This window comes from Vibrio sp. Isolate25 (genome assembly GCF_022398025.1).
Taxonomy (GTDB): Bacteria; Pseudomonadota; Gammaproteobacteria; order Enterobacterales; family Vibrionaceae; genus Vibrio; species Vibrio coralliilyticus_A.
The window spans coordinates 33572-60472 of the sequence record NZ_JAKEUT010000013.1 but is presented as its reverse complement, the minus strand read 5'-3'; the positions used below and the strand labels follow the sequence as shown (position 1 = coordinate 60472).

The following is a 26901-nucleotide window of genomic DNA, read 5'->3' as shown; positions in this document are numbered from 1 at the left end:
CTTAGATATAATCCAGCTCACCCCGTTTATAACGAGGCGTTTTATGTTGGTTGGAATGACAAAGCCTACAGCTTGCGTCTCGTTTCACCGCTTTCTTTTTCGCTGTCATGGTTGTAACAGGCTTGCCTTTAAATTTCCCAAGTGGGCGTTTAACCAGTTTTTCCGCTAGTTCCTGATAATCCGACAGTACATCAATCAAGCTTTCCACAGCCTTAATAAATGAATCTAAAGCTTTAGCCGCATTTCTTATTCCCTTGACCTTCTTAGCACCTCCCGCAAAACGTGCTACCAGTGTCGCAATACGAGCCGCTGCTCCTGCGCCTAACGTACAAATGGCCAGCACAACGGTGAGAATCAGTTCAAGAATCAAATATGTGCCCGCTTTACCGCCGTAGTAGAAATAGAAGTTAGGTGGAATTGCCTCAAGCATTAAAGACAGATAAGTCACATAGGTCAGAATCGTGTCGTGATCTTCTATGATTGCCATTGCGTTAGGGAACTGCTCGTGGCTCTTTATTTCCTGTGCCCAGTCAGGATCAAGCTCCATCAGCACCGTATCAACAAAGGTTTCGACCGCATCGACATCACCATTTGAGATTTTCTGTGGCAGATCTAGAATCGTCTGTCGATGCTTAGCAATACACTCTAGCTTTCGCACCACATCTTGACTTTCCGCGTACAGCTTACTCACATCTTCAATCGCTTCATCGACAGATTCAAAAACACTGTCTTGGAATGAGTCAAACTCTCTTCCTAATGTTTCCAATACCCAAGTCGGATTTTTCAGTTGCCCCTTCTCGTTAAGCATTGCCTTGGTGATGGAATTGAACTTATCGACTGAATAAATCGCCAATTTATCGACAGCAGAAGAAGATAAATCTGAAATAGTGTCCGCAGCATCTCCCCAAAAACTAGGTGACAACATATCAACAATATCAGCGCCCCAAGCTTGTGCACCGTCAATCACACCATCGCCTAAAGTCCAGTAACCCTCTTCATCCCATTGTTGTTGGAACCCTTTCATGTCCTCAACAAGTGCGTTGTATGTACCATCAAGTGTTGCCTCAACGCTGTCTTGGATATTGACTATTTGCTCCTCAATACCTGGCTCACCAACGAACTCTGCAGTCACGATATCTGTGTTAGGCTTTAATGTGTCAAATACCGCTACACCACCTTCAACTTGGTTTGTTTCTACAGCCAAATCTATGGTTTCAGATTCCGTACTATTCAAAGGTAAAGCATTAAGTGACGCGTTCTCTTCATGCACCACCGAGTTAGCGGTTATTTTGAGGTTTTGAGCATAGATAGGTGTCTGCCATCGATCGGAGTATATTGCGCGGACCTTGACCCATTTCTGCTCCTCTAAATCTATCTTTGGTATCGCATTCACCACCACTTCAATCGTTCCTGCTTCGGCAGAATAAACATGGTCAGGCGCTTGAATGACCGAGACACCCGACACATCACTCATAAGTTGGCTAGCTTTCTTCTCCATACGCTTGAAAGCTTGGCTGAGGTTATCAGACAGCTTTTTAGCATAAGTATCAATGGTACTGACATGCTTCTCATAGATATCAGAAGACAAGTAAACGTAATTCAACCGACTGGCTTCTGACTTCAGGGATTCGACCCGCCCCTTTATCTTACTAAGCAGACCTTCAAGCTCAGAGTTGAGTGTTTTCTTAGCCTTATCCCAAGGGTAGCTATTAATGAAAGCCTGTGGATTGCCTTTACCACGAGCGCGCATGTAAGCCAGCATACGGTCTGCGGTTTCATGTTTGGGTAAACGAAATAAGACAGAGAGTATTTCCCCTTCTTCCATCACCATAGGTAGGCCGTTCGCCAGTACACAATCAAAGCTGGTATCAGAGAGACTATCAATTCCCGCGATTAGCGATTCTGCCAATACGCTGAACTGGAAATCAGGGTGTCTAAATTCAAAATGGGCTTTCGTTTCGGCTTTTACAATATCGGCAAAATACCGGTCAGCGGTGAGACTAGGCCCCATGGTTCCCCAGCCTTCTACTGGCGGGGCAATACGGTTCGGGTGCCAGAAGGTTTGCTGTCCCTGAGCAGACCTATCAAAAAAGTCATAGTCATTGTAATCCGGCAAGTAGTGCGGGTTGGTGATACGAACAGGGGTCGTAGCAAACTCATCCGTACTTTCTTTAGCCAGAATTTTGATTTGACCGGGCTTTAGCCCTGACACTTTGCTTTTGCCAGAGTCGTCAAAATGACCGGGAGACAGAGAACCACCAGAGACATCGGTAATATCAAAGTCAGCGTTCATGAGAAGCACGCCATCCGGGTATCTGGCCTTAACGTAGACGGTGTAAGTCCCTTCTTCATCTTCATTGACTGTGACGGCGGGGTTTTGAACCCCGCCGAGGCACATGGTGTTGGCCTTGTTCATCGTCATTTGGTCAGACAGCCTTGCCACACCTTTCCCTTCGATGATGACATTCGGTGACGCGGATATGAATTCGGCTTCGGATTCAATCGTGCCCGATGCCACACCTTTTTTGTCCCCGCCCGCATCGCCAGTACTCTTGGCAAACTTACTGCCCTTTAAAGCAATGCTGTTGCCGCCATCTGCGGTGACGGTCGTGGTGCCTTCCACTAAATCCGCTGACTTGGCATTGTTTCCATAAGGGATAGGGACTACTGCGTTGCCGACGGTTGTAAGACACACATCAGGTAACGTGGCATTGGCCTCCCCGCCAGAGCCTTTGTGAACGATGCTCAGCCCGTTCGCATTGATGGTGACTGACATATTTACTCCTTATTAAGCTCGGTCAATTCAGTGTGATTTTTGAACCTTGGATTTTGTGGACTTTTTCAGCACGACTTGAGATGTGTGTCGCCTTCGTCGTAATGCGACCATCATTGCCACTGAACTTAGTTGCGACCTCGCCAGATCTAATCGTGACTTCTTCTTTGCCTTCCAGAACCACACGTTTGGCCTTGATGACGAGCTCTTGTTGTTCCGCTAACGAGAGGTAAATGTCCGTGAGAATAGGCACATCTAAATCCTCACCGACGAACTCAATACGGCAATCAAGCTGGTTGTCTATTGCCAAATGAATCTCTGAACGAGTGAAACCACGACCTAAAGCAGCCCAGACGGGTTGCCCGTAGGCATTCCCATAAAAATCCACTTTCACACGATGACTTTCAGGGTGGATTTCTTTTACCCATCCGATACGGGCGTGTTTTTTTGAAGTCTGTTCAGCAAAGTTAGACAAGGTGTTCAATATAGAGCGCTCCCAGTACATTTGGAGAGGAAATATAACATCGCATTGGCATGCGCCCCACTGACGGAATTGCTGCAAACTCGGGGGAATCATCGATAAAGACTCACCAATAAGTTTGACCATTTACTAAAACCTTAGTGATTACACATTAAACACCTGTGCTTTCGTCAGTCCACTCTCTTGGATGGTGTGTTTCTATCGTGATAAGACTCACATTAAATTTGCAGTGCTCCAAGTGTACCTATTCTCTTATCCGGTCTTTCGTCGCAATTCATCGATATTGAGTTATATATTATCGATAAAAAACAGAATAAGAGTGCGCGGAGTGTTGATGACAACACTCCGCTTTTTACCCAGTACTTTCTATTCAGTAGCGGCTTCAACCGCTAACAAGTCTGCTCTCTCATTCCCTTCGATACCAGAGTGAGCTTTAACCTTAAATACCTCGACATACTTCCTAGAACTCAACTCATCCACTTGTTGCCACAGTTGGCGGTTCTTAACGGGTTTCTTATCCGCTCGACGCCAACCTCGGTCTTTCCAATCGTCCATCCAGATGTTGAAACCTTTTACACAATAATCACTGTCCGAATAGATGACATCCTCATCCTCTGCGTATTCCAAGGCTTCGATTAAGGCCAGTAGCTCAAGCTCAGCACTGTCAGTTTTTCGATTGATGGTGAAGCTCTCTTCATGAACAATCTCATTGTCTTCATCCATGACCACCAGCCCGATGCCACCTCGTGTACATCCGTGTTGGTTGTTTGGTGCTGCGCCGTCTACGTAAATTGAATAACTCATTTTTTATCTCTCTCTAATTGAAAAAGGGCGCATGACTTTACTTAGCCAGCGCCCCGTTGATGGTTTGGTTTGATTTGATGTTTGTGTTACTGAAAGGATTCTTGGTTGTCTCGCATACGCAGACGCGACTCCATCCATTCCTCAATTTCACTTTCTACCCAAGCCACTGCTCGTCCACCGAGTGGCACACTCTTTGGGAAGTCGGTTTCATCGGCCATGAATTTGTAAATAGTGGAACGGCCTAGCCCTGTTAGTGACATCACGTCTTGGATTCGTAGAAATCTCATTGTCATTGGGAATCGTCTCCTACTTTGTATATACCCATGTGATAAGCCGCCAATGTAAAAAAGTGCAGTCGGTCTAATCTGAACTAGAGCCAAAGAAGTAACGCTGCTCATTCCATGCTTCAGCAAGACTGCTCATGCGATGAAAGACACAACGCTTGATGTTCTTGTCCTGCTCCCTACAGCGTGTCCCTAAGCCATAGTTGCCTCGGTCATTGAGAAACACCAATGAGCGCGCTTTGCCGCTGTAGTGCTTCTCTATCGCTTCTTGCCAAGCCTCTTTAAGGTGCTCAACCAATTCGTTGCGTTTTTCCCAGCAAATGGCGGGGCCAAAATGCTGGCTGTAGTCAGTAAACAGCATCACGCGGTAGTTGTTGGATGGCACCTTGTCCTCTCGCTTACGCCATACATAGAACACAGACTCCGTATCGAGCTTTTCTTTAAGCAGCTTAAAGTAATCGTTAATGATGCTGAGGTCGGTATCTTGATGGTCTTCTGGTAGAAACAAATCCAAACGCGTTGCCAAAGCCGCGTCAAACTCCTCCATTGCTTGTTCAAAGACTTCCGTCATTCTGGTTAAGGCCGATTCGTATAACCCCTTGTCACTGAAAAATACGGGGAAGTCGTTAAACGTTTTTGAATGGGTAATGTTGGGAAGGTAAGTATTGTTAGACATGAGTAATACCTCTGAGTGTGTGAATGACATAGGTATTACTCGCGCTGTATTTTTTAAGGTGAGCCATGACTGCAACCAAAACTCATGCTGCGGTTATCGGCGTGTTTGGTGTTAGGCTTCGCGAGACGACTCACCCGATAGAAGAGCTCATTTAACTGTAATGGGAACGCTTCATCCCCTTTTAGAAGTTCGTACACGTCATCAGATGGAGAATACGCCAGTCCTGAACATTTTCTCCCATGGTCTTCTTCAACAGCTCTATCCCATGCTTTACTGACTCTGGACAAGTAGCGACTCCTCCCGTCCCAGCTTTTGCCTAAACAATGATATAGCCGCTTATCAAAAAATAAGACAAGGTGATACTGGCTGGTGGACTCACACGCCTTGAACCAAACATGGCGTATGACCGTTTGATGATATTGGTGAGGCCTACGCCTGTACTTCATTAGGCACAACTCATTGGTTTCCAACTCCAAGGTACGAAAGAAACGACTGAATACCTCAAAATGGTTTCCATCAAAGTCACTTGGTAGACGTACATTAAAATGAGCGACACAAAGTTTAGGATATTGGCCGAGCGCTTCAGTCAGCACTCGGTCGATGTCCTCCAAGTACTCAACGATAAGACCACCTTTGTGGTAGTAGAGTGGCTTTCCATTAAACGTTCTGTCATGGGTGATGGTGAGGTGGTTAGACGCTTCTAAGCGGTTGTGAGTAACATTAGGGTGATTAAGCATGATGAGTTCCTATGGTTTGTTGTTAATCCCACAGGAACTGTGACTGCTGTTATTTTTAAGCTACTTACGGCTATGATCGAAGTTGTTCATTCGTTTGCCAAAGTGCTTCGTTCTTCTCTTCGCTAGGTAGCTTAGTCGATAAAAGACGGACTGAAACACCTCCTCAAACTCCTCAGAGTTACGTAGTAAGTGATACTGGCCTTGTTTGGAGAAATGGATAGAGGGTTTCTCTTTGCCTGAGTAGATGGCATCCACAGATCGCTTCCAAGCATTACGGATACGGTTAGCCAAACTTTGCTGATATTCACCAAAATCCCCTAAAGAACGAAATACGTTTCTGTCAAAGATAAGTGCAACATGATAGTGGCTGCTTGTTGAGGTATCACACTCTTTCGCCCAGACATATCGAATGGTGGTTTCTCGATAGGGTTTGCCATTTAACCGAGCACTACGTCTTCGATATGCCGCTACCTGAGACTTAAGAGATCGAAAGAAACGAGTCATCACTGCTGAATCATCCCCTCTAAAGTCTGTTGGTAAGTTAAGGTCTACTCGAACGATAAAAAGTCTCGCGTATTGCTCTAGAGCTTTCTCAAGGACTGATTCGATCCCTTCTAGGTATTCAACGACCAAGCCCTCCTTGTCGATGTATACCTTGTTTCCGTTGAAAGTAGGTTCGTGTGTGATGGTTAGATTCTTAGACATGATGGTGACCTATGTTTTGTTAATGACATAGGTACTGTGAGTGACGTTATTTTCTAAGTCTCTCTTTGAGTAGGGGAACCCATCCCCTACCAAGATATCGTGTGATGAGGTCGTTGGTTGAGGTGTGGGATTAGGTTAGTAGATGGGTAGGTATATTATTAATTACCGATCCCCCCTCAATTTACTCACCTTCTATTTTTAGGTGATTACTGAGCCTTCACATCATCTAAATCTATCCAGTTAACCCTATTTATTTTGTAAAAATCTCGGTTCATGCATTTTTTCTTCTAGAGTTTACTCACATAAAAAGTGATAGTTTACAATTAAAATATTACTTCCTGACCGTCGGATTACGGTTTTTATTGCATACAATCAGGGTAAATGAATGACACTAACTGACAAAGACGAAGCCAATCGTTCAGAAGTACCGACCATACTGGAAACGCCAGCTATCAATGCTGACGCTGAGGTGAATATCATCAATTTGATTAACGATTTCGATACCAGAAGCAAATACTATTTCTACAACGAAAAGGAGAAAAAACTCATAGCAATGCCTCTACCATTTGGTGCCCAAAAGAGAACCAATTTCAATGAAGAGTTGCGTCGAGTTAAGACCATGGGACAATTTCGTGAGACCTATCTATGCAAGAAACACCCATCTCTAGCACGTCAAAAATGGATTATTCTGCTACCGTACGCTCCCATTTCAAGAAGCCATATGCCGACAGAAAACTATTCCGAAAGAGAGATTAATCAAACCAAAATTATCAACACATTTTGGAAAAGCGAGCTAAGCCTTCGCTATGAAGCTGCGGAAGCATCGATTCTGGTTTGCTCATTTTTAGCCAAGAATATTGACCGTAATACCCTAGGATTAGGGATAAGCAAAACCAAGATGGCGGTCATTTTAGGGATGAGTGTTCGCCGTGTATCCGATACTTTAAAACGCCTCAAAGAACTCGGTTATGTTAAGCTGTACACAGAAGAAACTAAACGGGGTAATCTCAGTCTTGGCACTTTTATACAGGTAACAGAGACTTTTTCGTCACAATTTTTTGCCCCAAAAAAGCCCGAGGGAGAGTCAGAGAAAAAGCAACAAAAAAGTTCTGAACCTCAATCGCAAGACACCCCTGAAAAGCGTTATTTTCAATTTTTGGAAATCTTGAGTGATCTACGGCTCGATCTAAAGAATTTCATCGTGAAAAGCAAGGACCCGATACCACCAGCCGTTTTGCAGCAAATCTTTAAAGTTTTAGTGTGAAAGTTACCTAGAGCTCTATTAAGAGTATTCACCAAAGAGACATAGTTTCTGGAAGCTCTCCATACTTTTTAGTGACTAAAAATATAAGTCATTCGCACACGACATGGCAATTTTGATTACGTAACACAAACTAGCACGTTAGCCCATGTGCTCAGTTTAACTCACGTCTGGACACTTTCGAGTTACGAAGTGCCAGCTGGAAAGGTTTTGGACAAAAACGCGTTAGAGTAAGGATTCTAACTTGCTAGTTCTGGACTAAAAAATATCTTGATAGCTTAAAATCCTTTTATGTAAAGAGTACAAAAGTTAAATAGTAAAACTAGCCCAAACCTTTATTCAAAAACAAATAGCAATGTATATAAGTTTGTCGATGTTACCGAAACTTATTGATGCATGTTTTTCAAGAAACAATTCACTAAGTGTCATTTCATCGTGATATTTTCTGATTAATTGCTCGTTCAAGATCGGAAATTTTACGCACAACATCTTTCGATATTGGCTCTATTTGCTCAAAGACTCTATTCGCATCTTCGTGTTGACCTTGGTCTATCAATTCGAGTACATCCTTAATGACACCATGTAGTTTCGCATGAGGTGGTTCTAGAGCTTTAAATGTGGCCTCAGAACCATAAAGGCTTTTCCCTTCTCTGTAGTACCATTTGCCCAATGCACAGAAATGATGATCACAGGCGACTTTTTTGTCTAGTGCTTCATGATCACCATTCAAGTAAGAACGAACCTTCGTTTTCCACGCTAAGTGGGCGTTTTTAATATCAGTGAAATCAATGCGCTTAACACCACCTAGTTTGAAGTCTGCTAATTGTTCTCTTAGTTCTAAGGCTTGCTGACTTAACGCTTTGGCTTTGTTCTGAAGATGAAGGGCGCTCTCTTCAGTGTGAACACTTTTTTCGCTAATGACTTCTACCGACTTGTTCATATCTTGAACGACTGTAGATTGCTCTTCCGATGCCGCCGCTATTTGCGTACTCATATCATTGACATGGCTGACTTGATGAATAATATCGGAGAACGTTTCTCTGGCTTTAGAGACACCCTCATAGGCCGCCTGAGCAAGAGTGTTGTTTTCGGAAATTCTTGTCGATGAGTCTTGAACGCCTTTCTGTAGGCTTTCTAGCATCGAATTAATGTCTTCTGTCGCGGTTTGTGTTCTCTGTGCCAAACTACGCACCTCATCAGCTACTACAGCAAAACCACGTCCTTGCTCTCCCGCACGAGCAGCCTCAATTGCGGCGTTCAATGCCAGTAGGTTGGTTTGCTCAGCAATCTCGCTTATCGTTTTCGTCACTTGCCCTATACTTTGGCTCTGTTCTGACACATGTGCTATCTGAGTAATAGTTGCATCTAGCTCGACCAAGAAGTTGGATAGCTTCTCTAACCCCTGCTCTATAAGCTCATCACCAGCCTGGACATTTTTTTGCGTTTCGAGCGCAGTGTGCGAGGTTTGGATCGTATTTTCCGTCACTTGTTGCACGGTGGCCGCCATTTGTGTCATTGCACTGGCGATTTGAGAAGTGTGGGATGATTGTGAGGCCATCATCTGCTGCATGTGGAAACTGTCCGACGACACTCTGTCTGAGTCTTCGACAACTTTTTGTGACGCTCCAACAACTTGGCTAAGAATCGCTTTATAACGTGCTTGAAGCATTTTGACCGATTGATTTAAAGTACCAATCTCGTCTTGTCTGGATAGGTTGATTTTCGTAGACAAATCACCTTGAGACATCTTTTTGACCAGCTCTTCGGTCTCTTTCATCGACGTTAAGATTCGGTGTCGAATAACGAACCAATTGAGGGCGGCAACAACCGTTAAAGTCACCGCGACCAAAGCGTTGGTCAGGTGGCTAGAAAAGAAAGATTGGCCCGCAAAAAGTGCCCCGCCGACAATCAACATCAGATGAGTGAGTGAGAAAAACTGGTTGAATGTAACTCGCTCCATCACTGTTGGACTAGGAAGATCAAGAGAGGCGTTACTGCGCATACTTTTGTATAAGGCTTCCGCATCAGCTACCTGTTGTTTCGACGGTTGTGAACGGACCGACTGTATACCGACCAGCTTACCCTTCTTCATTATCGGGGATACGAAAGCGTCGACCCAGTAATGATCCCCATTTTTGCAGCGATTTTTGACAATGCCTCGCCAAATTTTACCTGCTCGAACGTTACTCCATAAACTTTTAAATGCGGCTGGCGGCATATCTGGATGCCTGACAATATTATGGTCTTCCCCTGTCAATTCTTCTCGTGAATAACCACTAATGGACACAAAGTCATCGTTAACAAACTTTATTTTTCCCTGAATGTCGGTGACCGAAACCAAATCGTTTCTATCATCAAAGAAAACTTCTCTCTGAGTAACGGGTCCATTATCTTTCATAGTGCTTTCTCCAAACGCCTGTGCTGTTGAAAGCCAACGACAAAATTAGTAATAATTATCCAATTATAGTAGACCAAATGCTATGCGCAGGGTAGCAAGACTTTAGTGTAAGAAAACGCCATTGTTGAAGGTTCGAATTCGTTGTTATGTTGTTATGTTGTTATAGCGTGAAAAAAGCACAAATAATTTCTGACTAGCATAGTGTTTCCTCTCCGCTCTGTGCCCATTTTTTACTGCGTTACGCTCCTTTGTATCGAGCAGTCGCGAGTTTATTATTCAGCTATGATTAAACTGTCTACGACATCCCACAAAGACAGTCGAGGTAAGCGAATGATACCCTTTATAGAGTTAGCGCTAATTGTAGCTCCCTTAGCAATTTACTTTGTCAAAGAAAAGAACGTTGTTTCGTATAAGCTAGCTATCGTTATATTATCTGTCTTTTTCATAGTGCTGATTATAGAGCTAACGCTAGGGTGGTTGGTCGTCATTGGTGCAACCCGCTTCGATTTTCCTGAGCCCAGTATTTTTGTTGGAACAGAGATATGGAATCTCTTAATGGGCCCGTTTGTACTTGCTCTATACATGTATGTCATCTCTGACGTCTTATCCAAATCTCCGCGGGTTTAAAGTGTCTTTCTATCCTGCAGAACAATGAACTCTATCGCATGTCCATAGAGAACAATGCGAACAGGATCAGGGCTTAGTTTTACCGAGCCTTACTTCTTGCATATAAGAACTAGCCGACTTTCTATTAAAGTACTTAGAAGCGCAACAAACTTTGGGACAGAAATGGAGCCAGCGCAGATCTCGCTGAGTCAAAGATGGACAAATCTGAGCTAGCGACATTAACTAGCTCGAAGATGAAAGAAACGTTTTAGCTTATCTACGCAACCTCACTAGCTACTCACTATATTTGAAGATCAAGCAAACTAAACCGTTTCATACGAGATATGGAGAAGGCAAAACTGGCTATAGGGCGTTGTTGACTATACTCAGATGAAGCGATAGTGGGGAAACAGGGTTAGCGTTCAGCATGAAAAAAATAGTACTTAATACTGAAAACACCACCGAGAGATTAAAATTGGTTTTGGATAGTACTCGACTTGGTATGTGGGATTGGTCTCCAGTGACCAATCAAGTCGTGTTTGACTCCAACTGGGCTAACATGTTGGGTTTAAAAATGAGCGATCTCTCCATGACTTTGGATGACTGGTCCTCCCGCGTTCATCCAGACGATATGGATTCCTGCCTTGCCGACATCCAAGCTCATCTTGAAGGCAAAACCGAGTTCTATGAGAATATGCATCGAATGAGGCATGCTGATGGAAGCTGGGTGTATATATTGGATCGCGGCAGAGTGGTAGAGCGAGACAGTGAAGGAAACGCGCTACGTTTCACAGGCACCCACGCGGATATGACTGCGCTAAAAAGCGCCGAGTTTGATGCATTATTAGCTACCAAAGCAAAAGAGCGATTTTTCTCGACTATGTCACATGAATTACGCGCCCCTCTCCATGCAATGCTTGGGTTATTGGAAGTCGTGCAAAACGAACCTAACGCCAATGATATTCAGGACAAACTGAAGATCATCAGTGATGCTGGTTTTCACCTATTGAACATGGTGAATAACATACTCGACGCGAGCCGTTTACAACATACCTCGTTGAACATTAAGTCCAGTGAGTATGACTTGGTTACCTTATTAAACGATGCATACGATTTGTTCTCTCACAGAGCAGAACAAAAAGGACTGAAGTTTGATGTCATCAATCGATTGGATTCAACGCAATATTACCTTTTATCTGACCGCTCCCGAATGTTTCAAGTACTGATTAATCTTATTTCTAACGCCATCAAATTCACTGCTATGGGTTCGATATCAGTTGTGTTGGAAAAACACGTTCAAGGAGTACGGGTTGATGTGTGTGACTCTGGGCAAGGTATAGATGACCTCTCAGCCATCTACAAACCTTTTTTCTCAAAAGATGCCACTGAAAAGTACGATGATGCAACTTCCACCGGGCTCGGTCTGAGCATCTCAAAAGAAATCGTCGAAACATTGGGTTGTAAGCTTGAAGTCCAGTCGAGTTTTGGGGTGGGGTCCAAGTTCTCCATAGTGATCCCAACCTCCTTAGCGACAAAAACTGAGGCTAATAAACGCCATTCATCGCCGGATATACTTTGCTTAATAAACAGCTTGGCGGAGAAAACCATACTCGCTGTAGATGATACACCGATGAACCTTGTTTTACTCAAGGCAATGTTGTCTCCGACATCCGTTGAGTTAATCACCGTAAAGAGTGCGCAGCAAGCTATGGATGTATTGATACACACGAAAGTCGATGTGATTCTTACAGATTTACATATGCCTATACAAGGAGGTCTAGAGTTAACGAAGCAAGTCCGAGCTTCTTCCGTTAATCATGACCGGCCCATAATTGTCTTATCGACCGATAACAAACACGAGGCTTGGCCCAAATGTGAAGCAGTGGGTGTGAATGCCTATTTGGAAAAACCGTTTTCATCCAAACAACTAGTGGCTGCAATCTGTGAGCTTACGGTTACGTAGTTGGATCTGTACGTTTGAGCATCTACCCTAAACAGTTTTGGGGCACTTCTGAGTTACAAAGTGTCACTGTGAAGATACTGGACAGAACTTTGCTAGCCAAGACAAGGAACGGCCACGAGTATAACACTAACCGTACATGAGGGATTAAGATCCCCCTATCTGATAGCAATAGCAACCACTACTGCTAATCTACAGAACAAATCCACACAACGGTTATCCATGCCAACGAATTAAAAGGGCACGCACTATTACTGAAACACAACTCTTACTCTATGCTATGTAAGTTAAGCCATCTTAGCTGAAGGTAACGGGTGGACGTTCGTTTCCATTAGAGATTGCAACTTGTTACCCCATGCCTCCAGAACCTTCAACTGCTCATCGATATAATCATGATGGTTATAGACTCTGAGCATACCTGGCAGCTGGTGGCCGACTGTCTTTTCAATCGCTACGATATCTAACCCCATTTCACTACAACGACTGATAAAGGTACGGCGCAAGTCGTGAGGTGAAAAGCGCTCAAAATCGATGGGTAGATTACGTTTTATCAATGCCCGTACTGCCGCAGGTTCTTGCACTTTATCGACCATTAGCTGGGGCCATACCAACTTCCACTTACTTGGCACACTGGCACGCTGCTCTTTTAGAAGTGCAAGCAAGTAGCCACTTAAAGGTACTTTACGTGCGTCTTGGCTTTTAGTGTGCCTCTCTTCTGAGCTGGCTGGTAATAGCCAAATTCCCTCATCAAAATCTAATTCACTCCAACGCATTTCCAGTACAGCACTAATACGCTGTCCACAACCAAGTAGGAACTGCATTAAACGGATGTTCGAGGGATCTGTACGCCATGACGGCATACTCGTTAACAAAGTCTTTAACTCTGAGAAGCTCAAATTACGTTTTGTGACTTTAGAGCCGCCGCCAACGTCTTTTGCTTTCAGTTGTGGTGCAGGATGAGTATCCAGCATATTTAGCGCTAGAGCGTGGTTAATCACTTGATTGATGATTTTATGGCAAACTCCAATGGCCCCCGCCATACGCTTACCGTCTTTATCAACCTTAGCATCAAAGACCCTATTGAGGTCATATATGCTTAAATCTGCCAATTTGATGTTACCGAGAACTGGCTTGATATCTCGATTGTAAATGGTCCTCGACTGCTCACCCCGTAGCTGTTTTGATAGCCGTTTCTCATCGAAGCTAATAAATGCATCATCAAAGGTCTTCGCTTCATCTTGCGCTCGTTTCTCTATATCCAGTTCAACCTTTGGGTTCTTACCATTCTCCAACCAACTTCGATAACGGCCAGCTTCCTTTCGCGCCTGATCCAATGTCATCCCGCGCTCTGGTTTGCTCTTAATGTATCGACCCATAGAGATTTTTTCGTGTTTCTTCCCTACTTGAAAACGAAAGATCCAAGTCATTGTGCCTGTTGGACGAACTCGAATGTTCAATCCTTCGACCTTCTTATCGGGGATCGAGTATTCCTTATCCTGTGGCTTCAATGCTTGCAACGTTGCATTGGTACTGATTCGTTTCGTCATCGTTGGAAACCTCTGCATTTCTGGGTACGGCGCGGGGTACGGGAAACATCGAGTTTCTATTGTACGGCTTTGGACTCCAACGGACAATAAGATCATAAAACGCATTATGAATCATAGCCTTACAATTAAAAGATATTACTCTGTAGACTTTGACGGACTAAAGGCTCTATTTACCCACCATATGGAAGCGGGTGTGCTACTGGAACGCAAAGCGTAGCTTGATAAGCGAATACAAAAAAACGAGCCATTTGGCTCGTTTTTTGTGTTAGAAGTAACACTACTCAGCGCTAGCGGAACGGCCCATAAAGCCGAGCTTCTTACCAATCCATAGCAGCAGTAGTAGCGATACTATAATGGCAAAGAAGTTAGACCCCGCATCCGGATGCTGCGCTTTAACAAAAGCAGAATGTCCAAATGCGCCAACGAAGAAACATGCTAAGCCAACCAGCGGAATGTCTTCGGAGACCGGGTTACGTAGATACTCTTGGTACAACGCCTGCACAGACAGCACAAGCGCAATCAGTGGAAAAATAGAGAAAGACACTTCGCTCATTGTCAGCCAAGACAATAAAGCGTCACCACACATACCAGCAACTAAGGCCAATACTAGGGTTTTCTTCTCTGAACCACGATTAATTTGGTTTACTTCATTCGACATTAATCAATCCCACCTTTTAATCGGTTACGTTCACGTTCTTTGCGATACCATAAAGCCCCTTTGGCTATCATTCGCAATTGCATAATCAATCGTTCCGCAAGCTCATCGCGCTCACGTCGATTCAAATCTAATGCTTCAGCGCCCGAGCTAAATACCAGAGTTACTGACGCTTCTGCCTGAGTATAGGCTTCATCACGCGACATTCCGGTGCTGATCAAATACTCGGTCAGTTCAGCGGCAAAATGCTGAATTTCTCTCGCAACCGCAGTACGAAAGTCAAACGATGTTCCCGAGCGCTCTCGCAATAATAGACGAAACACATTGGGGTTGTTGTCAATGAACTCCATAAATGTCTCGATAGACGTGCGGATCACACTGCCCTCTTTGACTATTCGTTGCCGCGCTTGGCGCATCAACTGACGAAGCAGTAAACCTCCCTCGTCAACCATGGTCAGCCCTAATTCATCCATGTCTTTAAAATGACGATAGAATGAGGTCGGGGCAATCCCTGCTTCCCGAGCCACTTCTCGCAGGCTTAAATTCGAAAAGCTTCGGTCAGCGCTAAGCTGGCTAAACGCAGCATCAATTAATGAACGGCGCGTTTTTTCTTTTTGCTGTGCACGGATTCCCATGGATTTCATCTGTTTTCTACTTATTTGTTTATAGCAGTTAATATACAACGATTGCCTTAAGGACATAAGCCAAAATCGTCACCTTTGACTACCGCGTGACAATTAAACTCAGCCTGCTATCTTTTTCAACCACTTAACATTGGTTTAGAGACATACCACCGTACCAAAGTCAGATTGGTAAGTTTCTGCGTGATCACTTCCACTCTCTAGTATGCCAACCGTGTGCTCTATCGTGAAATCAGTTAAAATCTCGCTAAAGCAATGTTAAGACAATATAACAAAGGAAAAGTTATGGCGGAAAGTAACCACTTTGACGTGATCGTTATTGGTAGTGGCCCTGGTGGTGAAGGGGCAGCAATGGGGCTAACCAAAGCGGGGCTCAATGTCGCCATAGTGGAAAAAGAGAGCAGCGTCGGTGGCGGATGCACTCACTGGGGAACTATCCCTTCAAAAGCACTGCGTCATGCAGTTAGTCGGATTATCGAATTCAATAACAACCCGCTGTTTTGCCATAACAACACCAGCCTACATTCGACCTTTTCTAATATACTGGGCCACGCAAAGTCTGTGATTGATAAACAGACTCGTCTACGACAAGGCTTCTATGACCGTAATCAGTGTTCATTGATTTTCGGTACTGCACGCTTTACGGACAAATACACCATTGCCGTCACTCAAGCAGATGGCACCGAAGAACTCTACAGCGCTGATCGATTTGTGATTGCAACGGGCTCACGCCCATACCAGCCAGCTGATGTCGACTTTATGCATGAACGCATCTACGACAGCGATTCTATCTTGAGCCTGAAGCACGATCCTCGTCATATCATCATTTATGGTGCCGGTGTTATCGGCTGTGAGTATGCATCGATTTTCCGTGGTTTAGGTGTGAAAACTGACCTTATCAACACCCGAGATCGATTACTGTCTTTTCTCGATAACGAAGTATCCGATGCGCTTTCCTACCACTTCTGGAACAGTGGTGTCGTGATCCGCAACGACGAAACTTATGAGAAAATTGAAGGCACTGAAGATGGAGTGATCATCCACCTAGAGTCGGGCAAAAAAATGCGTGCTGACTGTATTCTTTACGCCAATGGGCGTACTGGTAACACCGACAAGCTCAACTTATCTGCGGTGGGGCTCAATGCGGATTCTCGAGGCCAGTTAAAAGTCGACAGTAATTACCAAACAGAAGTTGAACATATCTACGCGGTTGGTGATGTGATCGGTTACCCTAGTCTAGCGAGCGCAGCTTATGACCAGGGTCGATTTGTTGCCCAAGCGATCAACAAGGGTCAAGCTGACGGCCGTTTGATTGAAGATATTCCAACGGGTATTTATACCATCCCAGAGATCAGTTCAGTAGGTAAAACAGAGCAAGAGCTGACGGCGGCGAAAATCCCTTATGAAGTCGGTCGTTCTTCTTTCAAACATCTGGCACGTGCGCAGATTGCAGGCAAAGATATCGGCAGCTTAAAAATTCTCTTCCACCGCGAAACCAAAGAAATTCTCGGTATTCACTGCTTTGGCGAACGTGCCGCGGAAATCATCCATATCGGGCAAGCGATCATGGAGCAAAAAGGCGAAGCCAATACGATTGAATACTTCGTTAATACGACCTTTAACTATCCAACCATGGCCGAAGCGTATCGTGTCGCAGCACTGAATGGTCTCAACCGATTGTTCTAATTCGAGATATGACTAAAGCCGCAGTTTCGCTGCGGCTTTATCTCAAGCGATAAAGAAACGTTCGCTGCGCCACTGCTGATAAAAAATTAACGCCAGTGTCAAACCTCTCATCCCCATAAAGCTCAACATCGCCAACCACAATGCATGGTTACCTAAGCTGGTTAGAGCGAAAAAAACACCAAAGAACACACACATGGCTAAAAACATGCTGTTGCGCATTTCCCTGCCCTTAGTGGCCCCGATGAATATTCCATCCAACAAGAAGCACCACATCGAGACCAATGGCATTGCCACCAGCCACGACAGAAACTCCAATGCAGTATAATGGACGCTAAGAATATCAGTGATCATGCCGATCAGGGTTGAACCAGCAAAGCCAAATATAAGGGTTAATCCCAAACAAATGATCAAGCTCCAGAAAAAAGTCCCTACCAGTGATGCACTAAGCTGATGTTTGTCCCTAGCCCCAATGGCTTTGCCAACCATAGCCTCCATCGCATAAGCAAAACCATCCATGCCATAGGAAATGATCATCAAAAAGCTCATTAATACCGCATTAGCCGCAACAATATCATCACCAAAGCTTGCCCCCTGAAAGGTCATAAACGTAAAGGTAGCTTGCAAACACAATGAACGAAGAAAGATGTCTCGGTTGAGTTTGACAAAACGGCTTAATCCGTGGGTAGTTTCCTTCAACAATGAGACCAGTGACGGTAGCTGACGCTTATGCCAAGTACGCCATACACACCAAAGGCCAAAACTCATACCACTGTAATCGGCAATCACCGACGCCAAGGCTGCGCCTTCAACTTTCCAACCAAAGCCTATCACTAATAAGACATCAAGAAAGATGTTCGTGACGTTAGCAATGATCACCATCCACATGGGATCTCGTGCATTCTGTGTACCCAACAACCATCCGAGTAAAACAAAATTCACCAGCGCGGCAGGGGCACTCCAAGCTCTGACAGAAAAGTACAGATCTCCATAATGCTTAACTTCATCACTGGCATGACTTAACCCAAATACCATATCAGCAATCAGTTTGTGAAAAATAAGAAAAACTAAGGCAAAACCTAGCGCCATCACAACGCCTTGAGCAAATACTAAGCCGAGCTGCTTGTCGTCCTTAGCACCGTAGGACTGCGCCGCCAAACCTGTTGTCGACATTCGCAAAAAACCAAGCACCCAAAAAGTCACGCTGATCATGGTACTGCCAAGAGCAACGCCACCCAAGTACCAAGCATGGTCGAGGTGCCCTATCACCGCGGCGTCAACAAGCCCAAGTAAAGGGACGGTAATGTTGGAGAGCACCATAGGAATTGCCAGCAGGAGAACCTGCTTATGCAGTGCTTTATCGGAAAGAGTTTGAAGTAATGGCACGTTTGCACTCGTCATAAAAGAAGAGTGCAAAGTGTAACCGGATTACCAACGAAGCTGAACTACTACGGGAGTAAGTCTGTGCTTCAGAGAAGTGAATTTAGTCAGCCAGCGTTGCCACAATTTCCAGCGCCCACAGTGTTTATCAAGCGGTGAGAAGGTTTTCGCCCAGCGAGCCCAAGGCAGATAATTCAGTGTCGCATCTCCGGGAGAAACGTAGCCATGGTTGTAACGGCCTGCTCCCGTCTTTTGGCCTAACTTACTGGCCGTTAAATCACCAGCAAGCACTACACACGCTCTGGCTGAATCGAAGTGGCAACCCAACGCCTGTATGAATTTGCCTACCTGCTTTTCGGTGCAATCAAGCAAAGCATGCTCACAAACGATCAAAACAGGGGATTTTTCTGGGACAGGTAAATTATCTAACCAAGATAAGTCGTCAACGTTGCCACACATATGCTGGTAACGCTCACTTTTATGGAAGAGTTTTTGCCGCCAGAGTAAATTCTCCGTCACGTCCAGTTCAAGCCAGTGGCAGCGTCCATTATCAACACGGTAAAAGCGTGTATCCAATCCAGCACCAACGTTAATTATCCAACCATCAGGATTACGAGAGATAAAATGGTTGACCTGCTCATCACAAATTTGAGTCAGGGTAGCGTGAAGGAGTTGTTTCTGATCGACGTCACCGGATAAACATTCCGGCGCAAGCTGACAGCGCTGACATGCACTTGCCGCGATCGGGTCGTATACTAAGCCATCATCTACCAAGCTTTCTCTGCTGCGAAACCAGAGAGGCTGCAGCAGATTAGCCGGGATTTGATAGCGATGAGTTGATGCTTTTTGCTTAGCAGTCATGATCATCTTCCTTCCATACCAGAATGAAGATGATCATGAATATCAATTACAAAGGCAAGATATTGAGAATAGATCTCAATTCAGTCTAAAAGGCTGAGTCACTGTGATATTTTTTCTGTCATCAGTCGTTCAACGTCAGTAACTCTAATTACTAACGTTGAAAACAACTACCGTTACGGCCAATAACTAACGGGTATTACATCCAATCTGTATTGCGGATAATACCTACCGCCAAGCCCTCAATTGCAAGGTGCTGACAAGTTAGGTCAACTTTAATCGGCTCAAACTCTTCATTTTCAGCATGCAGCAACACGGTTGAACCTTTACGCTCCAATCGCTTCACTGTCACATCTTCATCTACCCGAGCGACCACAACCTGTCCGTCATGAACATCTTGTGTCTTATGCACAGCAAGCAGGTCCCCGTCCATAATGCCAATATCTTTCATACTTTCGCCGTTCACACGCAGTAGAAAGTCTGCTTGTGGTTTGAACATAGCAGGGTCAACCTGATAGTGCGCCTCGACATGTTCCTGAGCCAAAATGGGTTCACCCGCGGCAACCTGACCAATCAAAGGCAAGCCATCATTAGCCGCCTCTTCTAGCAAGATACGAATCCCACGGGAGGCACCAGGGATAATCTCAATGGCTTGCTTACGCGCGAGAGCTTTAAGGTGCTCTTCAGCAGCATTCGCAGAGCGGAAACCCAACTCGCGGGCAATTTCGGCACGCGTTGGAGGCATGCCTGTGTCATCAATTTTACTCTTTATCAGATCAAATACTTGTTGCTGGCGTGGCGTTAGCGGCTTCATAAGTCACCTGTCTTTTTATACAGTTAACTGTGAGTATATCCAGTAATGGTTTAAATGAAAAGCCAATTGCTGGTTTTTTGATAGAGTTAAACTTTTGACTAGAAAAACAATACTTCCACCCACACGTAACCAGTCAATAGCATAGTGATCATAACCGCAGCTGATCCAATATCTTTCGCTCTACCAGCCAACTCATGCTGCTCTTGACCTATACGATCAACAACAGCTTCAATCGCACTATTAAATAACTCAGCAATCAAAACCAGCATCACAGTCGCAATCAGCAATATGCGTTCACTTTGAGAGACATCTAGCCAAAATGCCGTGGGAATCATCACCGCGGCAAGTACCACTTCCTCTCGAAATGCAGGTTCATTTTGAAACGCGGCCTTTAAGCCTTGGCATGAGTAACGGGTGGCATTTTTAATACGTTTAAAACCATGAAGTGTTTTTTGCGGCACAGCATTTTCTCTTGAATTATTAAGTAGATGATTTGAGTTTGGTGAAACTGGCGTTTTCGTGTTCAATTTACAGTAAAAGGTTCGACCAGTTTCTGATATCCTTGCAGCCTTGAAAATATCAGCTTAAGTACAGCGTCTGCTTCTACAATAAAGAAGATGGAACACGGCTTTTGCGATTTATCTGTTTTTTTGAGGCCAAGAACCTTATGTCTTCCGGACAACCACTATCGAGTTCCTTACTAAAGCTGCCTTTGTCGGTGATGGTCAAAGGAACCGCGATTCCTTCAAATCCTATTGAAGATCATAGCATTGATGTAAACAAACCCATTATCTATGCCCTGCCTTATCGCTCAAGTGTCGATTTAATCACGCTACAAATGCAGGTCATTCGCTTAGGCTTACCAGATCCACTTGAACCCGTCGAGATCAATGGTAAGTCGTTCCAGCGTTATGTCTTTACCTCTTCACGTCAAACTGTGATGAATAGCGACCAAGGCGTTCCTAACGAATCCATTGCGCTCTTCTCTGATTTACTAGAACAGCACAAATTTGACCGTGAACTGGACGTTCAAGTCCTTCCTGCCACCGTATTATGGGGTCGGAAACCAGGAAAAGAGTCACAGCAAACGCCTTACTTGCAGTCACTCAATGGCCCCGAAAAAGCGTTAGCTGTATTAAGATCAGGTCGAGATTGCTTGGTACGTATCAGCCCCGTAGTGTCTTTACGTTATATGGCAGACTCACACGGCACCGACACGGCGATAGCGCACAAGTTAGCCCGCGTCGCACGTATCCATTTCTCGCGGCAAAAGCTTGCGGCCTCTGGCCCTAACTTACCCAATCGTCAAGCGCTATTTAATCGTCTTATGAAGTCCAAAGCGATTGAGAAAGTAATTGAAGATGAGGCGAAAGCGAAGGGAATATCTCTTGATAAAGCGCGCCAAGAAGCTCACAACATCATGGATGAAATTGCTGCTGACTTTTCCTACTCTTTGGTCAGAAATGGCGATCGACTACTAAGCTGGCTGTGGAACCGTATCTATCAGGGCTTAAACATAAACAATGCCTCAACCGTGCGTAAGCTAGCTCAAGACGGCCACGAGATTGTTTATGTTCCATGTCATCGCAGTCATATGGATTACTTACTGCTGTCTTACGTCTTGTACCATGAAGGCATGGTACCTCCGCATATCGCAGCAGGTATTAACCTCAATTTCTTCCCAGCTGGACCACTATTCCGTCGGGGCGGTGCGTTCTTTATTCGCCGTAGCTTTAAAGGCAATAAACTCTATTCAACCATTTTCCGTGAATACCTCGCAGAACTATTCTCAAAAGGTTACTCGGTAGAGTACTTCAGTGAAGGCGGACGCTCACGTACAGGCCGACTGCTGCAGGCAAAAACTGGCATGCTGGCGATGACTATTCAAGCCATGTTACGTGGTCTCAACCGCCCAGTGACACTGGTGCCAGTATACATTGGTTATGAACACGTAATGGAAGTCAGCACCTACGCCAAGGAACTGCGTGGTAAGCGTAAAGAAAAAGAAAACGCTGGGCTGGTCCTACGAACAATTCGTAAGCTACGTAACTTCGGCCAGGGCTACGTGAACTTTGGTGAACCTATCCCTCTGAATCAATATCTCAATGAGAACGCGCCAGAATGGACACAAGACATAGACCCAATGGGCACAACCAAGCCACAATGGCTAAACCCTGTGGTCAATGACCTTGCGATTAAGATGATGACGCACATCAATGATGCCGCTGCAACTAACGCATTAACTTTGTGTGCTACCGCGCTGCTGGCTTCACGTCAACGCGCATTGTCTCGCGACAGCTTAGTGAAACAAATCGAATGTTACCTCTCTTTACTTAAGAACGTGCCATATTCATCCACGTATACAGTGCCAAGTGAGGATGCAGAAGCGCTAGTCAAACATGCCGAGTCACTAGATAAGTTTGTGATTGAGTCAGATACCATGGGCGACATTGTCTCTCTTGATCGCAATCAGTCCATTCTGATGACTTACTATCGCAACAACATTATTCACTTGTTCGCAATTCCATCTCTCATCGCACAAATGCTGATCCGTCATCAGCAGCTGAACCTGGAAAAAATCAAAGCCAATGTGGCCTTGGTTTACCCATTCTTAAAACAAGAGTTGTTCCTGAGTATTGAAGAAGAGCAGCTTGGCGATGTTACCGAAGCCTACATCGAAGAGATTGCTCGTCTTGGTTTGGTGGTGATTGATACGGAGCAAAACGTGTCACTTAAGCAGGGGAATACTCAGGTGCTGATGCTGCTAGGCCGCACGATCACAGAAACTTTGCAACGTTACTCAATCACTCTCAACTTGCTGACAGCCAACCCTGAGCTGGGTAAAGCGGATCTAGAGCAAAAGAGCCAAGAAATCGCACAACGTTTGGGACGTTTGCATGGTATCAACGCACCGGAGTTTTTCGATAAAGGTGTCTTCTCGTCCATGTTTACCACTCTCAAACAGCAAGCGTATTTGGACAATGAAGGCAATTGCGATCAGGATAAAAGTCAGATACTTGCCGATCTTCTTTATTCGATGCTTTATCCCGAAGTGCGGTTGACAATAAAAGAAAGTATTTGTCAGGTAAGTGAAGCCGTGTGATCACTGAGTAAGACACATAAAAAGGGCATCCTCATTGGATGCCCTTCCTTTTTGCTTACCAGAATGCCGTCAACAATCCGATAGTAATAACCATCCCAACGTAGTTATTGTTGAGAAATGCCTGGAAGCACAAATCTCGCTGACGATGACGGATAAGGTGCTGCTGAAAAACAAACAAAGCGCCCGCAACCAATAGGCTCCAGTAGTAACTCGCTCCCAGTTGATACCAATTACCCAGCGTAATTAACATCGCCATCGTCACCAGCTGCAATGCTCCTATGATCATTTTGTCGTAGCGGCCAAATAGAATCGCTGTCGATTTAACACCAATTTTCAAATCATCATCTCGATCAACCATCGCATATTGCGTGTCATAGGCTATCGTCCACAACGCATTGATCGCGAAGATAAACCACACCATCGTAGGTAGTTCATTCGCTTGAGCAGCCCAAGCCATCGGAATCGACCAACTAAAAGCTAACCCCAAGAACAACTGAGGTAAGTGCGTATAACGCTTCATAAAAGGATAAATAAAGGCGAGAAATAACCCAACAAAAGAGAGCTGAATGGTCAATGCGTTCATCGTCAGCACTAATAAGAACGACGCCACCGATAACACTAAAAACAAGCCGAGAGCCTCTTTTGATGTTACACGCCCAGAAGGCAGAGGTCGCGCACTGGTACGCTTAACGTGGCCATCCACTTTACGATCCGCAAAGTCATTGATCACACACCCCGCTGAACGCATAAACAATACGCCAAGGGCAAACACAACCAGCACGATGGGATCAGGCAAGCCTTGTGCCGCGATCACTAACGACCACATGGTTGGCCAAAGTAGCAGCAAGGTGCCAATTGGCTTATCCATGCGCATCAACTGCCAATACGCCTGAGCTTTAGTGGCCGTCGTCATTTACACGCTCTCCTTTGAGTACATTGGTGCAGTAGGCAAAAACAGCTCTGCCACTAACATAGGTTTGTGGTTCATCCATAAACGAGAGCGACGAGCAAGAAACTCACCATCGGGCGTTTTTGCCCAGCCCACTTGGAGTGCATCACGTTGGACATTTTCGGCATTAAACACCGTGAGCCCCAGAGGGATCTCTCCCTGACGGGTCAGATCATACTGTTGACCATCCATTGATGACTGTGGGATCAAGGTTCTGCCCAACACCCAAGGTTGCTTATCGCCTTTCAAGACCACTTTACGCAGCAAACATTCTTCTTTTGCCAGTAACTGAATCTCCTGTGGCGTGAGCTTCTCAGCTTTAACCACTTTGTTGTGCAATAAGTCGACACTTAACGTTTGGCAGTGGGACTCCAATAAACGTGACAATGAGCCCTGTTCTAACAACCAATTTTCCGCACTCTGTGTAGGAAAGCTAAACTTATCAGGATCTTGCCATTCAACCTGACGAAGGGCAGATAAATAAAGCGAAGTAGATTGATTCATACTAGTATTCAATAAGTAGCCTTATCATCGTACAATAAAGCTTTGATCTTTGTTGTTAACCACTCATCGAGTGTTTAACGCATAATTATTACAAATAGATGCTCTATTGTAACAAGACTCAGGCGATTCGAGTATCGTGATTAGAAGAAAGAAAAGACAGAAATATGATTAAACGTTACTTAGTCCAAATATTTGTCGCCTTGTGCGTCTTGACCAGTTTTCCATCCATGGCAGAAGAAAGCGGAGAGCCGAAACTGGCGTACTTTACTCTTGAGCCAGATCTCACCACTAATTTCTATACCCAAGGCAAAAAGCTGGGCTACATTCAGGTTCGTATTGATATCATGGTGGCCAACGAAAGTGACTTAGCAATCATCGAGCTTCACCAGCCTTTGATTCGAGATGCGGTGATCGAGCTACTTGGCAAGCAGTCTTCAGATACGATCACCTCTTTAGCTGGTCGTGAAGACTTACGTAAAAACTTAGTCGAGCAATTGAACTCGATTCTACTACCCGAAACAGGGCGAACCATTATTGCTGACTTGTTGTTTACCAAGTACCTCTATCAATAACCTGACGAGCAAAAAAGCGGCCGAAGCCGCTTTTTTATGTTCTGGCTCGGCTGGCATCAACCAAGCCCAATACAACTCCAGAAAGTAACCCCACCAGGTGAGCGGTATTAGCAATTGCCATAAACGGCTGAACAAACCCCAACACCAGCCACACTAACATGAAACCAATAACCGGTTTAGGTATGTTCAAGCCAAGCTGAGGGGCTTTGTATCCGAGCATCCATAAATACCCAACCAAGGCATACACGACACCTGACAATCCACCAAAGTTTGCACCTTCAACCCAGTATTGCCCTGCTCCAGAAAGCGCTGCCGACACCAAAAATAGCTGTAAAAGCTTTTTCGCTCCTAGGCGCTGTTCAATATCACCACCAAGCTGCCACCACCATAACAAGTTAAACGCTATGTGTACGACAGAAAAATGCAAAACCGCATGACTGACCCAGCGCCATAACTGCCATTCTTGTCCAGCGAGGGCGGGAAAGTGCAACGCTGAAAACACTGCTTGCCCAGCGCCAAACTGCTGCAAGGTAAAAATCACAACACTGATCAACATAACCGCTAATGTTATCGGACCTGCTTTGGCTTTGACCATCGACAACATACTCGGCGACTGGTAGCTAAATTGGCTGGTGCACGTCTCTGCCATCTCCCACGAAGCAGCTTGATATTTGCTATCACTTGGATTATCGAGGAAGTGCTGTAGCTCAGCCTCGACTTCCACCTGATGTTGAGAGTCACTGAGCCACAGTGCAAACTGACCACTTCCTTCCGGCATCATTTTCACATCAATACGGCGCGAGGCCATATAATCAATGAACGCTTGTGCCATACGCGGATTGGAAATCGAAATCAGTCTTATCATAGCGGTTCCTATGGCATGTGAGATTCAATAGGCAAATCAGCGCGTTGCCAAGCTTCAAAGCCTCCATCCACACTATACACCTGCTCAAAGCCTTGGTTAACCAAATATTGTGCTGCGCCTTGGCTGCTAATGCCGTGGTAGCACATCACTAGAATAGGTTGCTCAAACTCCACTTCATCCATAAGTTGAACAATCGTGTCATTCGTTAGATGGTATGCAGCCTGTGGGTGAGCCACAGCGAAAGACTGCGGATCGCGAATGTCGACAAGGCGAGCGTCACCTTGCTCCAGCAATGCCTGCGCCCCTGCGACATCAATGTGTTGAAACTGGTCCATTTGCTGTCTCTTGAAAAGAATCATTGTTGATTGTCATTGTAACCTATCCAGTGGTTAACAAGTACACCGCAGCTGTAGGGTTATCCACTTGCGATCATTTATTCACCGTTTGTGGATAAAGCTGTGAATTACGTTGATAAAGTAGTTTTACAATTCTGGATCCACAATATGTAGTGATGATCCTTATTTTTTTGTGTGTAAAAGTAAAAGTATCCCCATAGGCTCATTACTCCTGACACCTTTATTCACCCGCCTTTCTGACATATAGCAAAGAAATTTATCACAGAGTTACCCACAGGCAACACGGCAA

24 protein-coding genes are annotated in these 26901 nt (G+C 44.9%); 5 read left to right on the top strand and 19 right to left on the bottom strand.

Annotated features, from left to right (window positions below; all coding sequences use genetic code 11):
• Position 1 precedes the first annotated feature (1 nt).
• The 7 genes from L1D15_RS18200 to L1D15_RS18170 all read right to left on the bottom strand — a co-directional run bounded on the left by L1D15_RS18200 (position 2) and on the right by L1D15_RS18170 (position 6460).
• On the bottom strand, positions 2-2776 hold the full coding sequence (locus L1D15_RS18200) for a DUF4150 domain-containing protein (protein WP_239876620.1): 2775 nt from the start codon (positions 2774-2776) through the stop codon (positions 2-4).
• Positions 2777-2798: 22 nt separating this feature from the next.
• Entirely contained in the window at positions 2799-3380 is a 582-nt protein-coding gene (locus tag L1D15_RS18195) for a hypothetical protein (protein ID WP_005424762.1), read from the bottom strand.
• A gap of 240 nt (positions 3381-3620) precedes the next feature.
• Entirely contained in the window at positions 3621-4058 is a 438-nt protein-coding gene (locus L1D15_RS18190) for a ribonuclease HI (protein ID WP_005424717.1), read from the bottom strand.
• A gap of 86 nt (positions 4059-4144) precedes the next feature.
• Entirely contained in the window at positions 4145-4345 is a 201-nt protein-coding gene (locus L1D15_RS18185; RefSeq protein WP_239876641.1) for an AlpA family transcriptional regulator, read from the bottom strand.
• Between the two features lie 73 nt (positions 4346-4418).
• Positions 4419-5018, bottom strand: coding sequence for an inovirus Gp2 family protein (locus L1D15_RS18180; RefSeq protein WP_239876619.1), 600 nt, complete (start codon positions 5016-5018; stop codon positions 4419-4421).
• A gap of 53 nt (positions 5019-5071) precedes the next feature.
• Positions 5072-5755, bottom strand: a complete 684-nt coding sequence (locus L1D15_RS18175; protein WP_239876618.1) for an inovirus Gp2 family protein — start codon at positions 5753-5755, stop codon at positions 5072-5074.
• Between the two features lie 60 nt (positions 5756-5815).
• Positions 5816-6460 (bottom strand): inovirus Gp2 family protein, encoded by a 645-nt coding sequence (locus L1D15_RS18170; protein WP_239876617.1) that lies wholly within the window; start codon positions 6458-6460, stop codon positions 5816-5818.
• A gap of 385 nt (positions 6461-6845) precedes the next feature.
• Here L1D15_RS18170 and L1D15_RS18165 point away from each other — a divergent pair, with 385 nt between their 5' ends.
• On the top strand, positions 6846-7724 hold the full coding sequence (locus L1D15_RS18165; protein WP_239876616.1) for a hypothetical protein: 879 nt from the start codon (positions 6846-6848) through the stop codon (positions 7722-7724).
• A 427-nt stretch (positions 7725-8151) separates the two neighbouring features.
• On the opposite strand, the gene L1D15_RS18160 is transcribed toward L1D15_RS18165, so the two are convergent.
• A complete protein-coding gene (locus tag L1D15_RS18160; protein WP_239876615.1) occupies positions 8152-10119 on the bottom strand; it encodes a methyl-accepting chemotaxis protein in 1968 nt (655 codons plus the stop codon).
• Between the two features lie 1033 nt (positions 10120-11152).
• Between L1D15_RS18160 and L1D15_RS18155 the strand changes: the two genes are divergently transcribed.
• Entirely contained in the window at positions 11153-12688 is a 1536-nt protein-coding gene (locus tag L1D15_RS18155; protein WP_239876614.1) for a PAS domain-containing protein, read from the top strand.
• Positions 12689-12972: 284 nt separating this feature from the next.
• On the opposite strand, the gene L1D15_RS18150 is transcribed toward L1D15_RS18155, so the two are convergent.
• The 3 genes from L1D15_RS18150 to fabR all read right to left on the bottom strand — a co-directional run bounded on the left by L1D15_RS18150 (position 12973) and on the right by fabR (position 15531).
• A complete protein-coding gene (locus tag L1D15_RS18150) occupies positions 12973-14232 on the bottom strand; it encodes a site-specific integrase (protein ID WP_239876613.1) in 1260 nt (419 codons plus the stop codon).
• Positions 14233-14509: 277 nt separating this feature from the next.
• Positions 14510-14890, bottom strand: a complete 381-nt coding sequence (locus tag L1D15_RS18145; RefSeq protein ID WP_239839014.1) for a YijD family membrane protein — start codon at positions 14888-14890, stop codon at positions 14510-14512.
• Positions 14890-15531, bottom strand: coding sequence for an HTH-type transcriptional repressor FabR (gene fabR, locus L1D15_RS18140; protein WP_239871174.1), 642 nt, complete (start codon positions 15529-15531; stop codon positions 14890-14892). Before fabR ends, L1D15_RS18145 begins: the two co-directional genes overlap by 1 nt.
• Before the next feature lie 252 nt (positions 15532-15783).
• Here fabR and sthA point away from each other — a divergent pair, with 252 nt between their 5' ends.
• Complete coding sequence (gene sthA / locus L1D15_RS18135) at positions 15784-17214, top strand: Si-specific NAD(P)(+) transhydrogenase (RefSeq protein ID WP_255905945.1); 1431 nt, start codon at positions 15784-15786, stop codon at positions 17212-17214.
• A gap of 42 nt (positions 17215-17256) precedes the next feature.
• Here the strand turns inward: sthA and dinF are convergent, their stop codons facing one another.
• From dinF to L1D15_RS18115, 4 genes are all read right to left on the bottom strand, one after another.
• On the bottom strand, positions 17257-18612 hold the full coding sequence (dinF, locus tag L1D15_RS18130; protein ID WP_239876611.1) for an MATE family efflux transporter DinF: 1356 nt from the start codon (positions 18610-18612) through the stop codon (positions 17257-17259).
• A 27-nt stretch (positions 18613-18639) separates the two neighbouring features.
• The gene (locus L1D15_RS18125; protein ID WP_239839010.1) at positions 18640-19458 is read right to left on the bottom strand and encodes a class I SAM-dependent methyltransferase; all 819 of its coding nucleotides are present in this window, start codon (positions 19456-19458) and stop codon (positions 18640-18642) included.
• Positions 19459-19648: 190 nt separating this feature from the next.
• Positions 19649-20263: a transcriptional repressor LexA gene (lexA, locus tag L1D15_RS18120; protein WP_239839009.1), complete on the bottom strand. Its 615-nt coding sequence runs from the start codon at positions 20261-20263 to the stop codon at positions 19649-19651.
• A gap of 98 nt (positions 20264-20361) precedes the next feature.
• Positions 20362-20724, bottom strand: coding sequence for a diacylglycerol kinase (locus L1D15_RS18115; protein WP_239871185.1), 363 nt, complete (start codon positions 20722-20724; stop codon positions 20362-20364).
• 206 nt (positions 20725-20930) lie between these two features.
• On the opposite strand from L1D15_RS18115, the gene plsB reads away from it, so the two are divergent.
• Complete coding sequence (plsB, locus tag L1D15_RS18110) at positions 20931-23366, top strand: glycerol-3-phosphate 1-O-acyltransferase PlsB (RefSeq protein WP_239839007.1); 2436 nt, start codon at positions 20931-20933, stop codon at positions 23364-23366.
• A gap of 55 nt (positions 23367-23421) precedes the next feature.
• Here the strand turns inward: plsB and ubiA are convergent, their stop codons facing one another.
• On the bottom strand, positions 23422-24279 hold the full coding sequence (gene ubiA / locus L1D15_RS18105; RefSeq protein WP_239876610.1) for a 4-hydroxybenzoate octaprenyltransferase: 858 nt from the start codon (positions 24277-24279) through the stop codon (positions 23422-23424).
• Positions 24280-24819 carry a chorismate lyase gene (locus L1D15_RS18100; RefSeq protein WP_239876609.1) on the bottom strand — a complete coding sequence of 180 codons (540 nt, stop codon included), beginning with the start codon at positions 24817-24819 and terminating at the stop codon, positions 24280-24282. It lies immediately after the preceding gene.
• A gap of 164 nt (positions 24820-24983) precedes the next feature.
• Between L1D15_RS18100 and L1D15_RS18095 the strand changes: the two genes are divergently transcribed.
• A complete protein-coding gene (locus L1D15_RS18095; RefSeq protein WP_239871197.1) occupies positions 24984-25391 on the top strand; it encodes a flagellar basal body-associated protein FliL in 408 nt (135 codons plus the stop codon).
• A 34-nt stretch (positions 25392-25425) separates the two neighbouring features.
• On the opposite strand, the gene glpG is transcribed toward L1D15_RS18095, so the two are convergent.
• Together glpG and glpE are read right to left on the bottom strand one after the other, a co-directional pair.
• Positions 25426-26256 carry a rhomboid family intramembrane serine protease GlpG gene (gene glpG / locus L1D15_RS18090; RefSeq protein WP_239876608.1) on the bottom strand — a complete coding sequence of 277 codons (831 nt, stop codon included), beginning with the start codon at positions 26254-26256 and terminating at the stop codon, positions 25426-25428.
• Positions 26257-26264: 8 nt separating this feature from the next.
• Positions 26265-26591: a thiosulfate sulfurtransferase GlpE gene (gene glpE, locus L1D15_RS18085; protein WP_239839002.1), complete on the bottom strand. Its 327-nt coding sequence runs from the start codon at positions 26589-26591 to the stop codon at positions 26265-26267.
• Positions 26592-26901 lie beyond the last annotated feature (310 nt).

Coding starts and splice junctions, on each gene's coding strand:
- L1D15_RS18200 (WP_239876620.1), bottom strand. CDS start 2,776: ATGTCAGTCACCATCAATGCGAACGGGCTGAGCATCGTTCACAAAGGC.
- L1D15_RS18195 (WP_005424762.1), bottom strand. CDS start 3,380: ATGGTCAAACTTATTGGTGAGTCTTTATCGATGATTCCCCCGAGTTTG.
- L1D15_RS18190 (WP_005424717.1), bottom strand. CDS start 4,058: ATGAGTTATTCAATTTACGTAGACGGCGCAGCACCAAACAACCAACAC.
- L1D15_RS18185 (WP_239876641.1), bottom strand. CDS start 4,345: ATGAGATTTCTACGAATCCAAGACGTGATGTCACTAACAGGGCTAGGC.
- L1D15_RS18180 (WP_239876619.1), bottom strand. CDS start 5,018: ATGTCTAACAATACTTACCTTCCCAACATTACCCATTCAAAAACGTTT.
- L1D15_RS18175 (WP_239876618.1), bottom strand. CDS start 5,755: ATGCTTAATCACCCTAATGTTACTCACAACCGCTTAGAAGCGTCTAAC.
- L1D15_RS18170 (WP_239876617.1), bottom strand. CDS start 6,460: ATGTCTAAGAATCTAACCATCACACACGAACCTACTTTCAACGGAAAC.
- L1D15_RS18165 (WP_239876616.1), top strand. CDS start 6,846: ATGACACTAACTGACAAAGACGAAGCCAATCGTTCAGAAGTACCGACC.
- L1D15_RS18160 (WP_239876615.1), bottom strand. CDS start 10,119: ATGAAAGATAATGGACCCGTTACTCAGAGAGAAGTTTTCTTTGATGAT.
- L1D15_RS18155 (WP_239876614.1), top strand. CDS start 11,153: ATGAAAAAAATAGTACTTAATACTGAAAACACCACCGAGAGATTAAAA.
- L1D15_RS18150 (WP_239876613.1), bottom strand. CDS start 14,232: ATGACGAAACGAATCAGTACCAATGCAACGTTGCAAGCATTGAAGCCA.
- L1D15_RS18145 (WP_239839014.1), bottom strand. CDS start 14,890: ATGTCGAATGAAGTAAACCAAATTAATCGTGGTTCAGAGAAGAAAACC.
- fabR (WP_239871174.1), bottom strand. CDS start 15,531: ATGAAATCCATGGGAATCCGTGCACAGCAAAAAGAAAAAACGCGCCGT.
- sthA (WP_255905945.1), top strand. CDS start 15,784: ATGTTAAGACAATATAACAAAGGAAAAGTTATGGCGGAAAGTAACCAC.
- dinF (WP_239876611.1), bottom strand. CDS start 18,612: ATGACGAGTGCAAACGTGCCATTACTTCAAACTCTTTCCGATAAAGCA.
- L1D15_RS18125 (WP_239839010.1), bottom strand. CDS start 19,458: ATGATCATGACTGCTAAGCAAAAAGCATCAACTCATCGCTATCAAATC.
- lexA (WP_239839009.1), bottom strand. CDS start 20,263: ATGAAGCCGCTAACGCCACGCCAGCAACAAGTATTTGATCTGATAAAG.
- plsB (WP_239839007.1), top strand. CDS start 20,931: ATGTCTTCCGGACAACCACTATCGAGTTCCTTACTAAAGCTGCCTTTG.
- ubiA (WP_239876610.1), bottom strand. CDS start 24,279: ATGACGACGGCCACTAAAGCTCAGGCGTATTGGCAGTTGATGCGCATG.
- L1D15_RS18100 (WP_239876609.1), bottom strand. CDS start 24,819: ATGAATCAATCTACTTCGCTTTATTTATCTGCCCTTCGTCAGGTTGAA.
- L1D15_RS18095 (WP_239871197.1), top strand. CDS start 24,984: ATGATTAAACGTTACTTAGTCCAAATATTTGTCGCCTTGTGCGTCTTG.
- glpG (WP_239876608.1), bottom strand. CDS start 26,256: ATGATAAGACTGATTTCGATTTCCAATCCGCGTATGGCACAAGCGTTC.
- glpE (WP_239839002.1), bottom strand. CDS start 26,591: ATGGACCAGTTTCAACACATTGATGTCGCAGGGGCGCAGGCATTGCTG.